This is a genomic window from Delftia sp. SD018, assembly GCF_017355445.1.
Lineage (GTDB): Bacteria > Pseudomonadota > Gammaproteobacteria > Burkholderiales > Burkholderiaceae_C > Comamonas > Comamonas acidovorans.
Genome location: NZ_JADDRN010000012.1, coordinates 98630 through 115094 on the forward strand (window position 1 = coordinate 98630; position 16465 = coordinate 115094).

Consider the following 16465-nt stretch of genomic DNA (forward strand, 5'->3'; position numbering starts at 1 on the left):
CGGCCAGGGCCGGCATGGAACCACCTTGGCCACTTCGCGCAGTTCCCGCTCTTCCAGCACGCCCGGCACACCCAGCACATCCGGCACGCCCCGCAAAAAGGCAGCCGCTGCCGCGCCTGCACCCGTTGATCACGCGCACGAACATGTGCATTCCGCCGACGGCACCTGCTGTGCCCACGGGCACGAACATCCACATGGCCATGACCGTGCACAGGAGCATTCGCATGCTGCGGCACACGACCATGGCACTGCCCACAGCCACGACCACGACCACGATCACGATCACGATCACGGCCATGTGCATGCCGCCGACGGCAGCTGCTGCGGCCATGCGCATGACCAGGGTCCGCGCCACATCTATATCTACTCGCCTGCCGGTGCCGTGCGCGACAAGGCCGGCTTCAAGCGCGGCGTGCGCCGCCTGGAGGCCATGGGCCATCAGGTGGAGATCGATGCCGATGCACTGAGCAGCCACCAGCGCTTTGCAGGCGACGACGCCACGCGCCTGGCGGCCATCGAGCGCGCAGCGGCCAGCGGTGCCTGCCTGGCGCTGCCCACGCGCGGCGGCTACGGCCTCACGCGCATCCTGCCGGGCATCAAGTACAAGGCCGTGGCCAAGGCCATCGCAGGCGGCACGCGCTTCGTGGGCCTGAGCGACTTCACGGCGCTGTCGCTGGCCCTGCTGGCCAAGACCGGCGCCACCACCTGGGCCGGCCCGCTGCTGGTGCACGACTTCGGCCGCCCCGACGACGAGGGCGGCGTGGACGACATCATGCTGGACTGCTTCAACGACCTGCTCAGCGGCCAGGGCGAGGGCGCGGGCTGGCAGATGCCGAAGATCGGCCTGCGCGAAGACGGCAAGCCTGCCGTCAAGGACTTCTACATCAGCGGCGGCGCCACGCTGTGGGGCGGCAACCTGGCCGTGCTGGTCTCCCTGCTGGGCACGCCTTACTTCCCGCAGATCAAGGGCGGCATCCTGTTCCTGGAAGACGTGGGCGAGCATCCCTACCGCGTGGAGCGCATGCTGACCCAGCTGCTGCATGCCGGCGTGCTGGCCCAGCAAAAGGCCATCGTGTTCGGCCAGTTCAGCGAGTTCAAGCTCAGCTCGCATGACAAGGGCTTCAAGCTGCAGACCGTGATCGACTGGCTGCGCAGCCAGGTCAAGTGCCCCGTGCTGCAGGGCCTGCCCTACGGCCATGTGCCGACCAAGGTGATGCTGCCCGTGGGCGCGCCCGTGTCGCTGTCGGTCGAAGGGCGCGATGCGCTGATCTACTGGGGCCACGTGCACTGAGCGGCAAGGAGCAGGCGGCATGCTGCAGATGTGGGAGTTCGCGGCCTACCCGCTGCTGGCGCTGATGTTCGTCGGCATCTTCACGCGCGAGGTGATCGCGCCGGCCTCGCGCAACCATTGCGACCGGCGCTGGCTGATCCTGTCCACGCTGCTGGGCCTGGGCACGCTGGCCACCACCTTGGCGGTAGGCCATCTGTTCTCGGACAGCATCCGCCGCCATGCGCTGCTGGACGTGGGCCGGCAATGGCCGGCCTGGGCCGTGGGCGCGCTGAGCTTTGTGCTGACCAGCTTTGTCTTTTACTGGTGGCACCGCGCCACGCACCGGTCGGACACGCTGTGGCGCCTGTTCCACCAGCTGCACCACAGCGCGCCGCGCGTGGAGGCGCTCACGGCGTTTTTCGCCCACCCCATGGACACGGCGGCCGCCGTGCTGCTGAGCGCGCTGTCCAGCTACTGGGTGCTGGGGGCCAGCCCGCTGGCTGCCGCCTTCGCCATCGGCCTCACGGGGGCGTTCGACCTGTTCCTGCATGCCGACATCCGCACGCCGCGCTGGCTGGGATACATCGTGCAGCGGCCCGAGATGCATACCGTGCACCACCAGTACGGCCACCATGCGCAGAACTACGGCCTGCCCGTCTGGGACCTGCTGTTCGGCACCTGGGCCAATCCGGCCGAGCGGGTGGAGCGCCTGGGCTTTGATGCCGACAAGGCCGAGCGCGTGACCGACATGCTGCGCTGGCAAGACGTGCATAAGCAGAACTCCCCCTGAGGCGCTGTGCGCCTTCCCCCTCTCGCTTCGAGGGGGGGACTACAGCCTCGCTGCGGGGCGGCGCGGCCGGCGTAGGCCCTTGCTCGCTGTCCCTTGTTCTTGGCCGCGCCAGTTTTTGAGGCTCTGTACGGTGGCGGTGGGGGCTGACTGCTATTCGAGGTAGCGGCCGTTTTCCTTGCGGCGGGCGCGCATGCCGGTGCGCAGGAAGAGCACGGTGCCGCCTTGCTCGGCCAGCGGCACGCGCGTGTCGCCGGACAGGTGGGCGTCCAGGCGCTGGGGCAGGTTCTCCAGCAGGGAGCGGATGGCGGACAGGTCGGTGTCGGCGGCCTCGGGGTGGTCGCGCACGAAGCCTTCAAGGTAGGCGCGGGCGTCGGTCTCCAGCTGCTCGCGCGTGGTGGCCAGCGAGACGTAGCTGACGCCGGCCTGGCCCGGCGCCTCGGTGCCCAGCAGGTAGCAGCCGATGTAGTCACCACGGGGCTGGCCCACGGGCGGGTCCTGGGTGAGCTTCTTCAAGAGGCTGAAAGGCCACATTCCACGTACTTCCTGTTTCTGTCGGTTGCCCTGCATCCATGTGTGCAGGGCCGGCAGTGATTGTCGCCTGAAGCCTGCGCCCCGCAGGGGCGGCTTTCTGTCGTGAGCAATGTGAGCATGTCGCGCGCGCATATGCTACAAACTGCAACACTACGATACGAAAAAAGCAGAGGGTGGGGAAAAGAATGGGAATCATGCGAATCCTGAACTCGCGGTGGTGGGGTGTGGGCGCCGTGGCGGTGGTCGGCTCGGCCCTGCTGGCCGGCAGCGCGCTGGCCATCTATGCCGTGCGCGTGCAGCCGGTGCTTGACGGACAGCTCACGCTGGCCGGGCTGGAGCAGCCCGTGCGCGTGCGGCGCGATGATGCCGACGTCACCCATATCAGCGCCTTCTCGCCGCAGGACCTGTGGCGCGCGCTGGGCCATGTGCATGCGCAGGAACGCGGCTGGCAGCTGGAGTTCAACCGCCGCCTGATGCATGGCACGCTGTCCGAGATCCTCGGCCCGGCCACGCTGGATACCGACAAGCTCATGCGCGCGCTGGACATACGCGGCGCGGCGCGGCGCCAGTACGCATCCCTGCCCGCCAACGCGCGCGAGGCGCTGCAGGCCTACAGCGAGGGCATCGCGGCCTTCTACGCGGCGCTGCCCATGCGCCAGCACCCGCAGGTGCCCGAGTTCATGCTGCTGGACACGTCGCCGGGCGGCGGAGACAACTCGGCCTGGGCGCCCGAGGACAGCGTGGGCTGGGCGCTGATGATGGCGCTGGACCTGGGCGGCAACTGGGGCAATGAATTCGCGCGGCTGGCCGCGCTCTCGCAACTGGACACACAGCAGCTGTGGCAGCTGATGCCGCCTTATCCCGGCGAGGCGCCGGCCACCGCCACCGACCTTGCGGCCCTCTACCGGGGCCTGGGCGTGTACCGCCAGGAGGCACAGGCTGCGTCTGCGTCCAAGGTGGCTGCCGCCAGCGAGGCGAGCGATGCCTGGGCCCGCTGGTCCCGTGACATGGTGCGCGATGCGGGCACCAACGACGGCAAGGGCAGCAACAACTGGGTGCTGTCGGGCAGCCGCACGGCCAGCGGCAAACCGCTGCTGGCCAACGATCCCCATCTGGGCCTGAGCGCGCCCGCCATCTGGTACTACGCGCGCCTGCAGTCGCCTGCCGGCCAGGCGCAGGACGGCACGCCGCTGTCGCCCATCGACGTGGTGGGGGCCACCCTGCCGGGCCTGCCCTTCGTGGTGCTGGGGCGCACGCGCGAGGTGGCCTGGGGCTTTACCAACACGAATCCCGATGTGCAGGATCTGTACCTGGAGCAGATCGATCCAGGCAACCCGGGCCGCTACCGCACGCCGGACGGCTGGGCGCCTTTCACCGAGCGCAGCGAGCGCATCAGGGTCAAGGGCCGGGCCGATGTGCAGCTCACGCTGCGCAGCACGCGCCACGGCCCCGTGATCAGCGATGTGCAGCCCCAGTACGAGGCCGTGCTCGACAAGCGCCGCTACGCCGTGGCCCTGCGCTGGGCTGCGCTGGACACCGACAACCTCACCGTGCAGGCGGGCCTGCGGGCCAACGAGGCGCGCAGCGTGGCCCAGCTGTTCGAGGCCTTTGCCGACTACCACTCGCCCATGCAGAGCATCGTCGCGGCCGATGTGCATGGCGCCATCGGCTTCAAGGCCGCAGGCCGGGTGCCGCTGCGTGCGGCCGACAACGACCTGCGCGGCGTGGCGCCCGCGCCGGGCTGGGAGGCACGCTACGACTGGCAGGGCTGGCTGCCCTACGACCAGGCTCCACAGGACGATGGAACGGCGCTGGGCTATCTGGCCACCGCCAACCAGCGCATCACGCGCGAGGGCTATGCCCACTTCCTCACCCAGGACTGGAGCCTGCCGTACCGGCACCGCCGCATCTCCGAGCTCATCGAGGCGAAGGACAGGCACGACATGGTCAGCATGGCCTCCATCCAGAACGACCAGACCTCGCTGGCCGCCCGCGCCCTGCTGCCGCAAATGCTCAAGGCCCTGGACGAAGCGCCGGCCACACATCCGCTGGCCCCGCAGGCGCGCCGGGTGATGGCGCAGTTCGACGGCCGCATGGACGCTGCGCAGGCCGCGCCCCTGATCTTTGCCGCCTGGGTGGACGAACTGACGCGCGGCCTGGTGATCCCGCGCATTGGCGCCCAGACCTTTGCGGCGACCTATGGCAAGCGCGACTACCGCGCAGGCATCGAAGGCATGCTGGAACGCCGCGACGGCTGGTGGTGCGCGGCTGCAGGCTGCAGTGCCCAGGTCAGCAAGGCGCTGGACCGGGCGCTGGTGCGCCTGCAGTCCATGCAGGGCAGCGATCTGGGCCGCTGGCGCTGGGGCACGGCGCATGCGGCCCTGAGCAGCCATCGGCCGCTGGGCAGCGTGGGGCTGCTGGCAGGCATCTTCAATGTCAGCGTGCCTTCGGGCGGTGACAGCTACACCGTCAACGTGGGCCAGTACCTGCCCGGTGATGCCAGGGCGCCGTTCGCCAACCGCCATGCGGCATCGCTGCGCGCCATCTACGACCTGGCCGAGCCCGAGCGCTCGCTGTTCATCTACCAGACCGGACAAAGCGGCGTGGCCCTGTCCAGCCGCTATGCAGACATGTCTGCCGAATGGGCCGACGGCCGCTACCGGCCGCTGCAGATGGCGCCCGCGCGCTGGCGCCATTCGATGATGCTGCGGCCGCAGTAGGTTGCAGTAGGTTGCATTAGGCTGCAGTAGCGGTGCGCGCAGGACTCAGGTGCTGAGGAATTGCTCGATCAGCCCGGCCACGGCCGCCGGCTGGTCGTGGTGCAGCATATGGCCGGCGTCCTGGACCACGGCCGTGCGGCAGTCGGCAATCTGCCCGATGCGCTCGTGGTACTCGGCCAGCGTGTAGCGGTCCTTCCACCACATGCCCAGGCTGTCGTCGCTGGCCTCGACGGCCAGTACCGGCGCCGTGATCGCCCGGTACAGGGCCAGGATTTCTTCCACGCGGAACAGCTGGGCGCTGATGAGCTTGTGCGCCGTGTCGCCCAGGATTTCCCAGCGTCCGTTCGTATCGGGCGCCGCCCAGTGATGGGCCAGCCACAGCGCCTTGTCCCCGGGCAGGCGGCGGTTGGTCTTCATCAGCCTGCGCGCCACGTCCTGCACGCTGTCGTAGCTCTTGAGCGCCATGCCGCCGCTGCGCAGCTGGCGCAGCTCGTCCATCCACTGCGCGTAGCGTGCGGGCGCCTGGTCGGGCCGGGTGGCCGGCATGCCGAAGCCCTCCAGATTGACCAGCCGGCGTATGCGCGCAGGCCGCGCGCCCGCATACATCATGGACACGTTGCCGCCCATGCTGTGGCCCACCAGGTCCACGGGCGTATCGCCCACCAGGGTGTCCAGCAGATGGTCCAGGTCGCCCAGGTAGTCGGCAAAGTCATGCCGGTCGGCAGGCCAGGCCGGCCGGCTCAGGCCGAAGCCGCGCCAGTCCGGCGCAATGATGCGGCGCCCCGCCATGAAGGCCTCGCCAAAGGCATCGACCACGAACTGGTAGGAGGCCGCCACATCCATCCAGCCGTGCACCAGCACCAGCGGCGCCAGCGCGGGATCTCCATCCACGGGCCCCCACTCGCGCACGTGGTACTCCATGGTGCGCACCGGCACCATGCGCGAGCGCCAGGGGCGTGTGGGAGCGTAGATGGGCGCTTCTTCAGCGGCCGTGGCGGGGAGGGAAGAGGGGGCTTGCAGCATCCCGCCGATTATTCCGGTTTGCTGCTGTGCAGCAGTCAGGGGCGGGACAGCGGTTGCGCGGGATTTCCCTGTGGCGGCAGACCCGCAGGTAGTAACCCGAGCGCCGCCGCCGCTGATGCACGGCATCAGAAACAATGATTGGCCGGCCGGGCCGGCGCTGCCTACAGTGGGTTGCAGATTGACCGCACAACAACCCGAAGGAGACAGCAATGCAGCAACGCAGATGGCTGACGGCCGCCATGGCCGCAGGATTGTGGGGCGCCGCCATGGCGGCCCAGGCCGGCACGGTGACGGTGCTGACCTCGTTTCCCAAGGAGCTGACCACGGCCTACCAGAAGGCCTTCGAGGCGGCCAATCCGGGGATCAAGATCGAGATCCTGAACAAGAACACCACGGCCGCCGTGGCCTATGTGCGCGAGCTGCCCGAGGGCCAGCGGCCCGACATCATGTGGGCCAGCGCCCCTGATGCCTTCGAGGTGCTGGCGCGCAACAAGCTGCTGACCGCCGCGCCCGAGACGCGCAATCCGGCCGCGCCCGCCAAGATCGGCAACTACCCGCTCAACGACCCGCAGGGCCTGTACTACGGCCAGGCGCTGGCCGGCTACGGAATCATGTGGAACACGCGCTACCTGAAGGCGCACAAGCTGGCGGCGCCCAAGGAGTGGAGCGATCTGACGCGGCCCGAGTACTTCGGCCACATCGCCATCTCCTCGCCCTCGCGCTCGGGCACCACGCAGCTGACGGTGGAGACCATCCTGCAGGGCGAGGGCTGGGACAAGGGCTGGCGCCAGTTGCTGTCCATGATGGGCAATGCCGCTGCCGTGACCGACCGCAGCTTTGCCGTGCCCGATGGCGTGAACAACGGCCAGTACGGCATAGGCATCGTGATCGATTTCTTCGGGCTGGCGGGCAAGTACTCGGGCTTTCCGGTGGACTTCGCCTATCCGGCGATGACGGCCGTGGTGCCGGCCAACATCGCGCTGATCGCGGGTGCCAAGAATGCCGATGAGGCGCGCAAGTTCATGGCCTTCACCATGTCGGTGCCGGGCCAGCAGCTGCTGTTCGACCCCAAGATCAGCCGCCTGCCCATCCTGCCCTACAGCCAGCTCAAGGCGCCGGCCGGCTACCCCGTGCCGCAGGAGGTGGCGCAGCGCGCCAAGGTGCAGTTCGACGCCAACCTGTCCGAGTCGCGCTATGCCGTGGTGATCAGCCTGTTCGACCAGATGGTGACCTTCCGCCTCAAGGAGCTGCAGGCGGCCACGCGCGCCATCCAGGAGGCGCACAAGGCCCTGCAGGCCAAGCCCAATGCCAAGGGGCAGGAGCTGCTGGCGCAAGCGCGCGACATTGCCTACTCGCCGCTGGTGGGCGAAGCCAATGTGAAGGACGAGCAGTTCCTGGAGCTGTTCCGCAAGAGCCGGCGCGATGTGGCCGTGTCCAAGGAGCTGACGGGCCTGGAGCAGATGTGGGCCGACAAGGCGCGTGCCAACTACGAGCGCGCAGGCAAGCTGGCCGCCGAGGCGCGGGGCCTGGCCCGGTAAGTGGCGCGGTAGGTGGCGTGGTAGGTGGCGCAGGGGCCCGGCACCGGGCGCCTGCATGCACTCCCCTTGACAGTCTCTTTCGCTGCGGAGCATTCGCATGAGCATCGATTCCATGGCGGCGCCCGGCGCCGCCCCCCTTGCTGCGCGCGCGCGGCGCATTCCGTCGGGCTGGGGGCCGTGGCTGGCCTTCGCGCTGATCCTGGCCTTTTTGCTGGCCTTTCTCATCGTGCCCGTGGGCATGGTGGTCTACACCGCCTTCATCAATGAAGGCGGCGGGCTCACGCTGGGGCACTTCGGCAATTTCTTCGGCCAGACCGTTTTCCGCGAGTCGTTCTTCAACAGCCTGGGCGTGTCCCTGGCCAGCGTGTTCTTCGCCAGCCTGATCGCCGTGCCGCTGGCCTACCTGACGGTGCGCTTCGAGTTCCGGGGCGCGCTGCTGATACAGACGCTGGGCGTGCTGCCGCTGATCATGCCGCCCTTCGTGGGGGCGGTGGCGCTGCAGCTGATCTTCGGGCGCAGCGGCTCGGTCAACCTGCTGCTGGACGACTGGTTCGGCTTCACCGTGCCCATCATGGAGGGGCTGACGGGCGTGATCTTCGTGGAGAGCATCCACTACTTCCCGTTCATCTTGCTCAACCTCGTGGCGGCCATGCGCAATATCGACGGGGCCATGGAGGAGTCGGCGCTGAACCTGGGCTCGCGTGGTTTCCGGCTGTTCCGGCGCGTGATCTTTCCGCTGGCCATGCCCGGCTACCTGGCGGGCGCGGCCCTGGTGTTCGTCAAGGTGTTCGACGACCTGGGCACGCCGCTGGTGATGGGCGTGACCAATATGCTGGCGCCCCAGGCCTATCTGCGCATCACCTCGGTGGGGCTCGATGATCCGCTGGGCTATGTGATCAGCGTGATCATGATCGCGTTCTCCATCGTCGCCCTGTGGCTGGCCGCGCGGGTGATGAAGGGCAAGGACTACGCCACCTTGCAAAAGGGCGGCAGCGCGCTGCAAAAGCGCCGGCTGTCGGCCTGGGAGGCGCTGCTGGCCTATGGCTGGATCGCCCTGGTGCTGCTGGTGGTGCTGGCGCCGCACATCGGCATCTTGCTGATGTCGTTCTCCAAGGTCTGGAGCTTTTCGGTGCTGCCCGACAGCTACACGCTGGAACACTACGCCACGGTGTTCACCGACTCGGGCTACATGATCGGCAACACGCTGCTGTACTGCCTGATGGCGGCGGGCATCGACGTGGTGATCGGCACCGCCATCGCCTACCTGATCCTGCGCACCCGGCTGCCTGCCCGGCAGTGGCTGGACTACCTGGCTTCGGTGGCGCTGGCGATTCCGGGGCTGGTGCTGGCCATCGGCTACCTGCGGCTGTTCAAGGGCGTGAACCTGCCCTTCACCGATACGCCCATCGTCACCACCTGGGTGCTGATCATGCTGGCCTATGCGGTGCGGCGGCTGCCGTATGCGCTGCGCTCGTGCATGGCGGCGCTGCAGCAGGTGCACATCTCGCTGGAGGAGGCCGCGCAAAGCCTGGGCGCGGGCCGCACCAGCGTGATACGGCGCGTGATGGTGCCGCTGATGGCCGGCGGCATCCTGGCCGGCTTCGTCACCAGCTTCATCACGGCGGCGGTGGAGCTGTCGGCCACCATCATGCTGGCCTCGGCCCAGAGCCAGGCGCCCATGAGCTACGGCATCTACCTGTACATGCAAAGCATCTCGGGGCGCGGGCCCGGTGCGGCATTGGGCGTGCTGGCCGTGGTCGTGGTCGGCCTGGGCACGTATTTCTCGCACCGCTTCGTGGAGCGCTCGCGCGCCACCGTGCAATCGACTTCGGAGTGAAACGCCATGCACCTGGACCCTGTCTCCCTCGAATGCAGGCACATCAGCCTGAGCTACGGCAGCAACGAAGTGCTGCGCGACGTCAACCTCAAGATCGAGCCCGGCGAGTTCTTCGCGCTGCTGGGGCCTTCGGGCTCGGGCAAGTCCACGCTGCTGCGGCTGATCGCGGGCTTCAACCGGCACCAGCGCGGCGAGCTGCTGGTGGGCGGGCAGGACATCACGGGCGTGCCGCCGCATGCGCGCAACATCGGCATGGTGTTCCAGAACTATGCGCTGTGGCCGCACATGACGGTGTACGACAACGTGGCCTTCGGCCTGGTCGAGCGCCGCGAAAGCCGCGACACCATCCGCCGCAAGGTGGGCGAGGTGCTGGAGCTGGTGGGCCTGTCGCAGTACGCGCAGCGCCGCCCGGGCCAGCTGTCGGGCGGGCAGCAGCAGCGCGTGGCGCTGGCGCGCACCGTGGTGATCGCGCCCAAGCTGCTGCTGCTGGACGAGCCCCTGTCCAACCTCGACAAGCAGCTGCGCGTGCAGATGCGCGAGGAACTGCGCAGCCTGCAGCGCAAGCTGGGCCTGACCACCATCTTCGTCACCCACGACCAGGAAGAGGCCATGACCACGGCCGACCGCATGGCCGTGCTCGACAAGGGCGTGCTGCAGCAGGTGGGCTCGGCGGCGGGGCTGTACGACTATCCGGCCAACCGCTTCGTGGCGGGCTTTGTCGGCACGGCCAATGTGCTGGAGGGCGAGGTGCTGCCAACGATAGGCGAGTCGCTGGTCTTCAAGGTGCCGGGCCTGGGCACGCTGACCCTGCCGCGCCCGGCCCAGCCGCCCGTGCCGGGGCGCGCGGCGCTGGCCTTCCGGCCGCACCAGGTGCAGATTGCGGTGCGCGACGATGCGGGCGATGCCTCGCGCGTCTGGGTGGAAGGGCAGATCGAGAGCGCCGAATTCCTGGGCGAGTTCTCGCGCTACCGCGTGCGCGTGGGCGAGGTGGCCGTGGTCGCCGACCAGGCGCACTACGCAGGCATTGCCATGTTCCCCATGGGCATGCCGGTGCGCCTGGGCATTGAGCCCACGCAGCTGCGCTATCTCGACGAGTGAATGATGAGACGGCTAGGGATGTTCCCTGACACCCGGGCCTGCCCGGGCCGCAGGCCCTGGCGCCTGCGCTAGGCTGGCCGCCCATGGAGATGTATCAGCTGCGCGCCTACGTCACGGCGGCCACGCTGGGCAGCGTCACGCGCACGGCCGAGGCCCTGCACCTGACGCAGCCCGCCATCACGGCCCAGATCAAGGCGCTGGAGGAAGAGCTGGGCGTGGCGCTGTTCGACCGGCGCCCGGGCCGCATCAGCCTCACGCGGGCCGGCGAGGCCCTGATGGAGCCCGCCCGGCAGGTGCTGGATGCGGCAGGACGCCTGCAGGGCCAGGCCCGCGAGCTGCAGGGCGAGATCACCGGCCAGCTGCTGCTGGGCACGGTGGCCGACCCCGAGGCGCTGCGCCTGGGCTCGCTGCTGCATGGCCTGGTGGAGGCGCTGCCGCTGCTGGACATCAAGACACGCCAGGGCTGGGCCGAGGAGCTGCGCGCGCAGGTCGCGGCCGGCGGCCTGCAGGGCGCGTTCTACATCGGCGCCCACATGCCGCGCGACCTGGGCGCGCTGGTGCTGCAGACACTGCACTACCGCGTGGCGGCGCCGCCCGCGCTGCGCGAACGCGTCCTGCAATCGGGCTGGAAGGACCTGGCGCAACTGCCCTGGATCGGTGCACCCGCGCAGCACCATGAGCAGGCCCTGCTGCTGGCGCTGTTCGCCCGCCAGGGGCTGAGCCCCAATCAGATCGTGGAAAGCGATGCCGCCGCCGCGCCCGAGAGCCTGGTGCGCGCCGGCCTGGGCCTGGCGCTGCTGCGCGAGGACCGCGCCCTGGCCGCGGCCGAGCATGGCTGCGTGGCCATCTGGCCGCATGCGCGCGTGTCGGCGCAGCTGGGCTTCATCCACCCGCGCGAGGCCGAGCACGACCCGGCCCTGGTGGCCACGCTGTCGCAGCTGCGCAGGGTCTGGGGGCTGACCGAGGTTCAGGCGGCGGCGGCGCCGCCGGCCTGAGGCGTGCCTGCCTGGACGATGGCCTCGACCAGCGCATCGAGGCTGCCCTGGCGTTCCTGCTCGCCGACCTCGAACAGCTCCAGCACGCCGGTGCCGCGCAGGATGGCGAAGGCCATGGCCGCAAAGCCCTGGGGGCGGGGATGGTGGGCCGCGATCTCGGGGAAGACGTCCAGGAAGCGGGTGTAGAACACGCTGTCCACATGTACCCGGCGCGCGTCCACGCGGTCGAACAGCGAGGGGGAGGCCTTGCAGCCGAAGAACATGCTCCAGGCCGCCTGGTAGTTGGCCGCGCCGAAGATGTTGTCCCAGGCCAGGGTGACGAAGGTCTGTGCACGCTCGCGCAGGGGCAGGGCCTTGTCGGGCCAGACCGTGCCCTGGTCGCTCAGCGGCTCCATGACCTCGATGACCAGCCGCTCCATCAGCGCATCGCGGCTCTCGAAGTGGTGCTGCAGCGCGCCCAGCGACACATCGGCGCCGCGCGCGATGGCCTGCAGCGTGGCGCTCTTGAAGCCGCCCTCGCGCAGCAGCGCCAGGGCGGAGTCGATGATCTTGCGTTGCGTTGTCTCCACACGCTCGGTCTGCGGCGTGCGTGCGCGCCGCTGCGTGGCGGACGTCGTCATGTTCTGGGCTCCAGAGGGCAAAAAAATAATAGTAGATTGTTTTTGTTTGTTGCGGGCGTTCAACCGTCGCCGCAGTGCGGCATGGCGGGCGGCAATGCGTCGATCGCCTTCGCTACTCCTTCTTTTTGGGCTTGTCCATAGGGATAAATTACAAGAAATAATAATTTATTGTTTTTTATAGTTGATACCCATCAACAAGGGGTGCACAACGCCCCGCATTCCAACAGGCACCCCACGAGGAGACATTGCCGTGAAGACCACCGAAGTGTTCCAACCCCTGCGCCGCCGCGCGCCTTGCTGAGAGCCGGAGCACCCCCTTGATGCACAGTTCTTCTTCGCAGGGCCATCTGGAGCGCAGGCTCAAGAACCGCCATATCCAGCTCATCGCGCTGGGCGGCACCATCGGCACGGGCCTGTTCCTGGGCTCGGCCGGCATCATCGAGCTGGCCGGGCCGTCCGTGCTGCTCGGCTACGCCATTGGCGGGCTGATCATCTTTTTCATCATGCGTTTCCTGGGCGAGATGCTGGTCGAGGAGCCCAACGCGGGCTCGTTCAGCTATTTCGCCAACCGCTACCTGGGCCGCTTCGCGGGCTTTCTGGCGGGCTGGAACTGTGTGGCGCTGTATGTGCTCGTGGGCATGCTGGAGCTGACGGCCGCAGGCAAGTTCATCCAGTTCTGGTGGCCCGGCATACCCACCTGGGTGACGGCGGCGGTGTTCTTCGTGCTGATCAACGGCGTGAACTTCATCAACGTCAAGGCCTATGGCGAGTTCGAGTTCTGGTTCGCGCTGATCAAGATCGCGGCCGTGCTGGCCATGATCGCTGCGGGCGTGTATCTGCTGGCCAACGCCGACCGGCCCGAGCAGACCGTGCGCAACCTGTGGACGCACGGCGGCTTCTTCCCCAACGGCTTCTCAGGCCTTGTGATGGCCTTCGCCTTCATCATGTTCGCCTTCGGCGGCGTGGAGATGCTGGGCTTCGCGGCGGCCGAGACCGACCAGCCGCGCACCGTCATCCCCAAGGCCGTGAACCAGCTGATCTACCGCGTGCTGGTGTTCTACATCGGCTCCATGGCCGTGCTGATGTCGCTGATGCCCTGGACGGACCTGCTGGGCCAGCTCAAGGCAGGCGGCGACACCTACAGCAGCAGCCCCTTCGTGCTGGTGTTCTCGGGCCTGGGCGAAAACACTGCCGCCCACCTGCTGAACTTCGTGATCCTCACGGCCACGCTGTCGGTCTACAACAGCATGGTCTACAGCAACAGCCGCCTGCTGTACGGCATGGCCAGCGAAGGCAATGCACCGCGCTCGCTGATGCAGGTCAACCGCCGCGGCGTGCCGGTGCGGGCCATCGTCTATCCGGCCATCTTCACGGCGCTGGCCATCGTGCTGAACTATGTGGCGCCGGCCGGCGTGCTCGAGTTGCTGATGTCGCTGATCGTGGCGGCCCTGGTGATCACCTGGACCATCATCATCGTGGCGCACTGGCGCTTTCGCCGGGCGCATGTGGCGCGCAAGACCGTGCTGGGCTTTCCCGCACCGGCCGCGCCGCTGACCAACGCCATCTGCCTGGCCGCCATGGCCCTGGTGGTGGGCGTGATGCTGCTGACACCGTCGGTGCGGTCCTCCGCGCTGGCCATTCCGATCTGGGTCCTGGTGGTCTACGGGGCCTATCGCCTCGTGTTCCGCCAACGTCCCACGCCTGTGCTGGAATCCGTACTGGAACCCGCGCACATCCCCCGTTGAAACCTTCAAGGAGAACCAACCATGGCAGACCTGTTCGACAACCCGATGGGCCTGATGGGCTTCGAATTCGTGGAATTCGCGTCGCCCGCGCCCGGCGTGCTGGAGCCGCTGTTCGAGAAGCTGGGCTTCACCCTGGTGGCCAAGCACCGTTCCAAGAACGTGCTGCTGTACCGCCAGGGAGGCATCAACTTCATCATCAACAATGAGCCGGGGCAGGCCGCCTATTTCGCGGCCGAGCACGGCGCCTCGGCCTGCGGCCTGGCCTTCCGCGTCAAGGACGCGCACCAGGCCTACAAGCGCGCGCTGGAACTGGGCGCCCAGCCGGTGGAGATCCCCACGGGTCCCATGGAGCTGCGCCTGCCGGCCATCAAGGGCATCGGCGGCGCGCCGCTGTACCTGATCGACCGCTTCGACGAAGGCAAGTCCATCTACGACATCGACTTCGAGTTCCTGCCCGGCGTGGACCGCAACCCCAAGGGTCACGGCTTCCATGTGGTGGACCACCTGACGCACAACGTCTACCGTGGCCGCATGACCTACTGGGCGGACTTCTACAGCAAGCTGTTCAATTTCCGCGAGATCCGCTACTTCGACATCTCCGGCGAGTACACCGGCCTGGCCTCCAAGGCCATGACGGCACCCGACGGCCTGATCCGCATTCCGCTGAACGAGGAATCGCGCCAGGGCGGCGGCCAGATCGAGGAGTTCCTCATGCAGTTCAACGGCGAGGGCATCCAGCACATCGCGCTGCTGACGGACAACCTGCTGGACTCCATCGACCAGCTGCAGATGGCCGGCATTCCGCTGCTGACCGCGCCCAACGACATCTACTACCAGAACCTGGAAGGCCGCCTGCCCGGCCACGGCCAGCCCGTGGGCGAGCTGCAGGCGCGCGGCATCCTGCTGGACGGCACGACCGAGGGCGGCCAGCCGCGCCTGCTGCTGCAGATCTTCTCCCAGCCCATGCTGGGCCCCGTGTTCTTCGAGTTCATCGAGCGCAAGGGCAACTACCGCGAGGGCTTCGGCGAAGGCAATTTCAAGGCCCTGTTCGAGTCCATGGAACGCGACCAGATCAACCGCGGCGTGCTGCAGGCCGAGGCACCGCAGGGCGCCTGATCCCGACGGACGCAGCGCGCCCGCCCGGCCCTGGCCGGGTGGGCGCGCTGTCGTCAGGGTAAACACGGGCGGCCCTACACTCGGTGCCCATGAATTCCCCCTCGATGCAACCGGTGGCGCTCGGTCAAAGCGCATTGCAAGTCAGCCCCATCTGCCTGGGCACCATGACGTTCGGCGAGCAGGTCGGCGAGGCCGAGGCCTTTGCCATCATGGACCGCGCGCTGGAGCGCGGCGTGGACTTCTTCGACACGGCCGAGATGTATGCCGTGCCCGCACGCGCCGAAACCTGCGGCGCCACCGAAACCATCATCGGCCGCTGGTTCGCCCAGCGCCCCGGCGCGCGCGCCAAGGTGGTGCTGGCCACCAAGGTGGCCGGTCCTTCGCGGGGCATGCCCTGGGTGCGTGACGGCAAGGGCATGACGGCGGCCGACATCGCCGCCTCCTGCGAAGGCAGCCTGCGCCGCCTGGGCACGGACGTGATCGACCTCTACCAGATCCACTGGCCCGAGCGCAATGTGCCGGCCTTCGGCCAGCTGTACTACGACCCGGCCAAGGAAAGCTCGCAGACCGGCATCCACGAGCAGCTCGAGGCGCTGGGCCGCCTGGTCCGGGAAGGCAAGGTGCGCCACATCGGCCTGTCCAACGAAACGCCCTGGGGCGTGCACGAATTCGTGCGCCTGGCCGAGCAGCACGGCCTGCCGCGCGTGGCCTCGGTGCAGAACGCCTATTGCCTGCTCAACCGCAGCTGGGAAAACGGCATGGACGAAAGCTGCCACCGCCTGGGTGTCTCGCTGCTGGCCTATTCGCCGCTGGCCTTCGGCCTGCTCACGGGCAAGTTCGACGTGCATGCGCCCACCGATCCCGCTGCGCCTCAGGCCGCACGCATTGCGCGCTACGAGTCCGTGCGCAAGCAGCGCTGGGGCCGGCCCGAAGCCCTGGCCGCCGCGCGCCGCTACAACGCGCTGGCGCGCGAGCACGGCATGACGCCCACGCAGCTGGCACTGGCGTTTTGCTACACCAAGTGGCAGGTGGCCAGCACCATCATCGGCGTGACCTCGGTGGCCCAGCTCGATGAGGACCTGAACGCCTGGGGCACGCAACTGTCGCCTGAACTGCTGTTGGCCATCGACGCCATCCGCTGGGAAGTGCGCGACCCTGCGCAATAGGCCTAGGCTCCGCGCC

General features: G+C 68.3%; 13 protein-coding genes. 10 read left to right on the top strand and 3 right to left on the bottom strand.

Annotated features, from left to right (window positions below):
- The first annotated feature begins 298 nt into the window (after positions 1-298).
- Together INR38_RS14000 and INR38_RS14005 are read left to right on the top strand one after the other, a co-directional pair.
- The gene (locus INR38_RS14000; RefSeq protein ID WP_207442211.1) at positions 299-1291 is read left to right on the top strand and encodes an LD-carboxypeptidase; all 993 of its coding nucleotides are present in this window, start codon (positions 299-301) and stop codon (positions 1289-1291) included.
- Positions 1292-1310: 19 nt separating this feature from the next.
- On the top strand, positions 1311-2060 hold the full coding sequence (locus INR38_RS14005; RefSeq protein WP_013801557.1) for a sterol desaturase family protein: 750 nt from the start codon (positions 1311-1313) through the stop codon (positions 2058-2060).
- Between the two features lie 150 nt (positions 2061-2210).
- Here the strand turns inward: INR38_RS14005 and INR38_RS14010 are convergent, their stop codons facing one another.
- Entirely contained in the window at positions 2211-2591 is a 381-nt protein-coding gene (locus tag INR38_RS14010) for a hypothetical protein (protein ID WP_197943908.1), read from the bottom strand.
- Between the two features lie 185 nt (positions 2592-2776).
- Between INR38_RS14010 and INR38_RS14015 the strand changes: the two genes are divergently transcribed.
- Positions 2777-5311, top strand: coding sequence for a penicillin acylase family protein (locus INR38_RS14015; RefSeq protein WP_207442209.1), 2535 nt, complete (start codon positions 2777-2779; stop codon positions 5309-5311).
- 45 nt (positions 5312-5356) lie between these two features.
- Here the strand turns inward: INR38_RS14015 and INR38_RS14020 are convergent, their stop codons facing one another.
- Entirely contained in the window at positions 5357-6334 is a 978-nt protein-coding gene (locus INR38_RS14020) for an alpha/beta hydrolase (RefSeq protein ID WP_207442207.1), read from the bottom strand.
- A 209-nt stretch (positions 6335-6543) separates the two neighbouring features.
- Between INR38_RS14020 and INR38_RS14025 the strand changes: the two genes are divergently transcribed.
- The 4 genes from INR38_RS14025 (at position 6544) to INR38_RS14040 (ending at position 11802) form a co-directional block, all read left to right on the top strand.
- Entirely contained in the window at positions 6544-7872 is a 1329-nt protein-coding gene (locus INR38_RS14025) for an extracellular solute-binding protein (protein WP_013801562.1), read from the top strand.
- A gap of 97 nt (positions 7873-7969) precedes the next feature.
- Entirely contained in the window at positions 7970-9709 is a 1740-nt protein-coding gene (locus tag INR38_RS14030) for an iron ABC transporter permease (RefSeq protein ID WP_016451410.1), read from the top strand.
- 12 nt (positions 9710-9721) lie between these two features.
- Entirely contained in the window at positions 9722-10807 is a 1086-nt protein-coding gene (locus INR38_RS14035) for an ABC transporter ATP-binding protein (protein ID WP_170962126.1), read from the top strand.
- Between the two features lie 83 nt (positions 10808-10890).
- Entirely contained in the window at positions 10891-11802 is a 912-nt protein-coding gene (locus INR38_RS14040; RefSeq protein WP_207442206.1) for a LysR family transcriptional regulator, read from the top strand.
- Here INR38_RS14040 and INR38_RS14045 read toward each other — a convergent pair.
- Complete coding sequence (locus INR38_RS14045; RefSeq protein WP_207442202.1) at positions 11775-12422, bottom strand: TetR/AcrR family transcriptional regulator; 648 nt, start codon at positions 12420-12422, stop codon at positions 11775-11777. The two genes, INR38_RS14040 and INR38_RS14045, sit on opposite strands and share 28 nt — an antisense overlap.
- Before the next feature lie 320 nt (positions 12423-12742).
- On the opposite strand from INR38_RS14045, the gene INR38_RS14050 reads away from it, so the two are divergent.
- The 3 genes from INR38_RS14050 (at position 12743) to INR38_RS14060 (ending at position 16449) form a co-directional block, all read left to right on the top strand.
- On the top strand, positions 12743-14167 hold the full coding sequence (locus INR38_RS14050) for an amino acid permease (protein WP_097201753.1): 1425 nt from the start codon (positions 12743-12745) through the stop codon (positions 14165-14167).
- Positions 14168-14188: 21 nt separating this feature from the next.
- Entirely contained in the window at positions 14189-15283 is a 1095-nt protein-coding gene (hppD, locus tag INR38_RS14055; protein WP_063325866.1) for a 4-hydroxyphenylpyruvate dioxygenase, read from the top strand.
- A gap of 104 nt (positions 15284-15387) precedes the next feature.
- Complete coding sequence (locus tag INR38_RS14060) at positions 15388-16449, top strand: aldo/keto reductase (protein ID WP_207442290.1); 1062 nt, start codon at positions 15388-15390, stop codon at positions 16447-16449.
- Positions 16450-16465 lie beyond the last annotated feature (16 nt).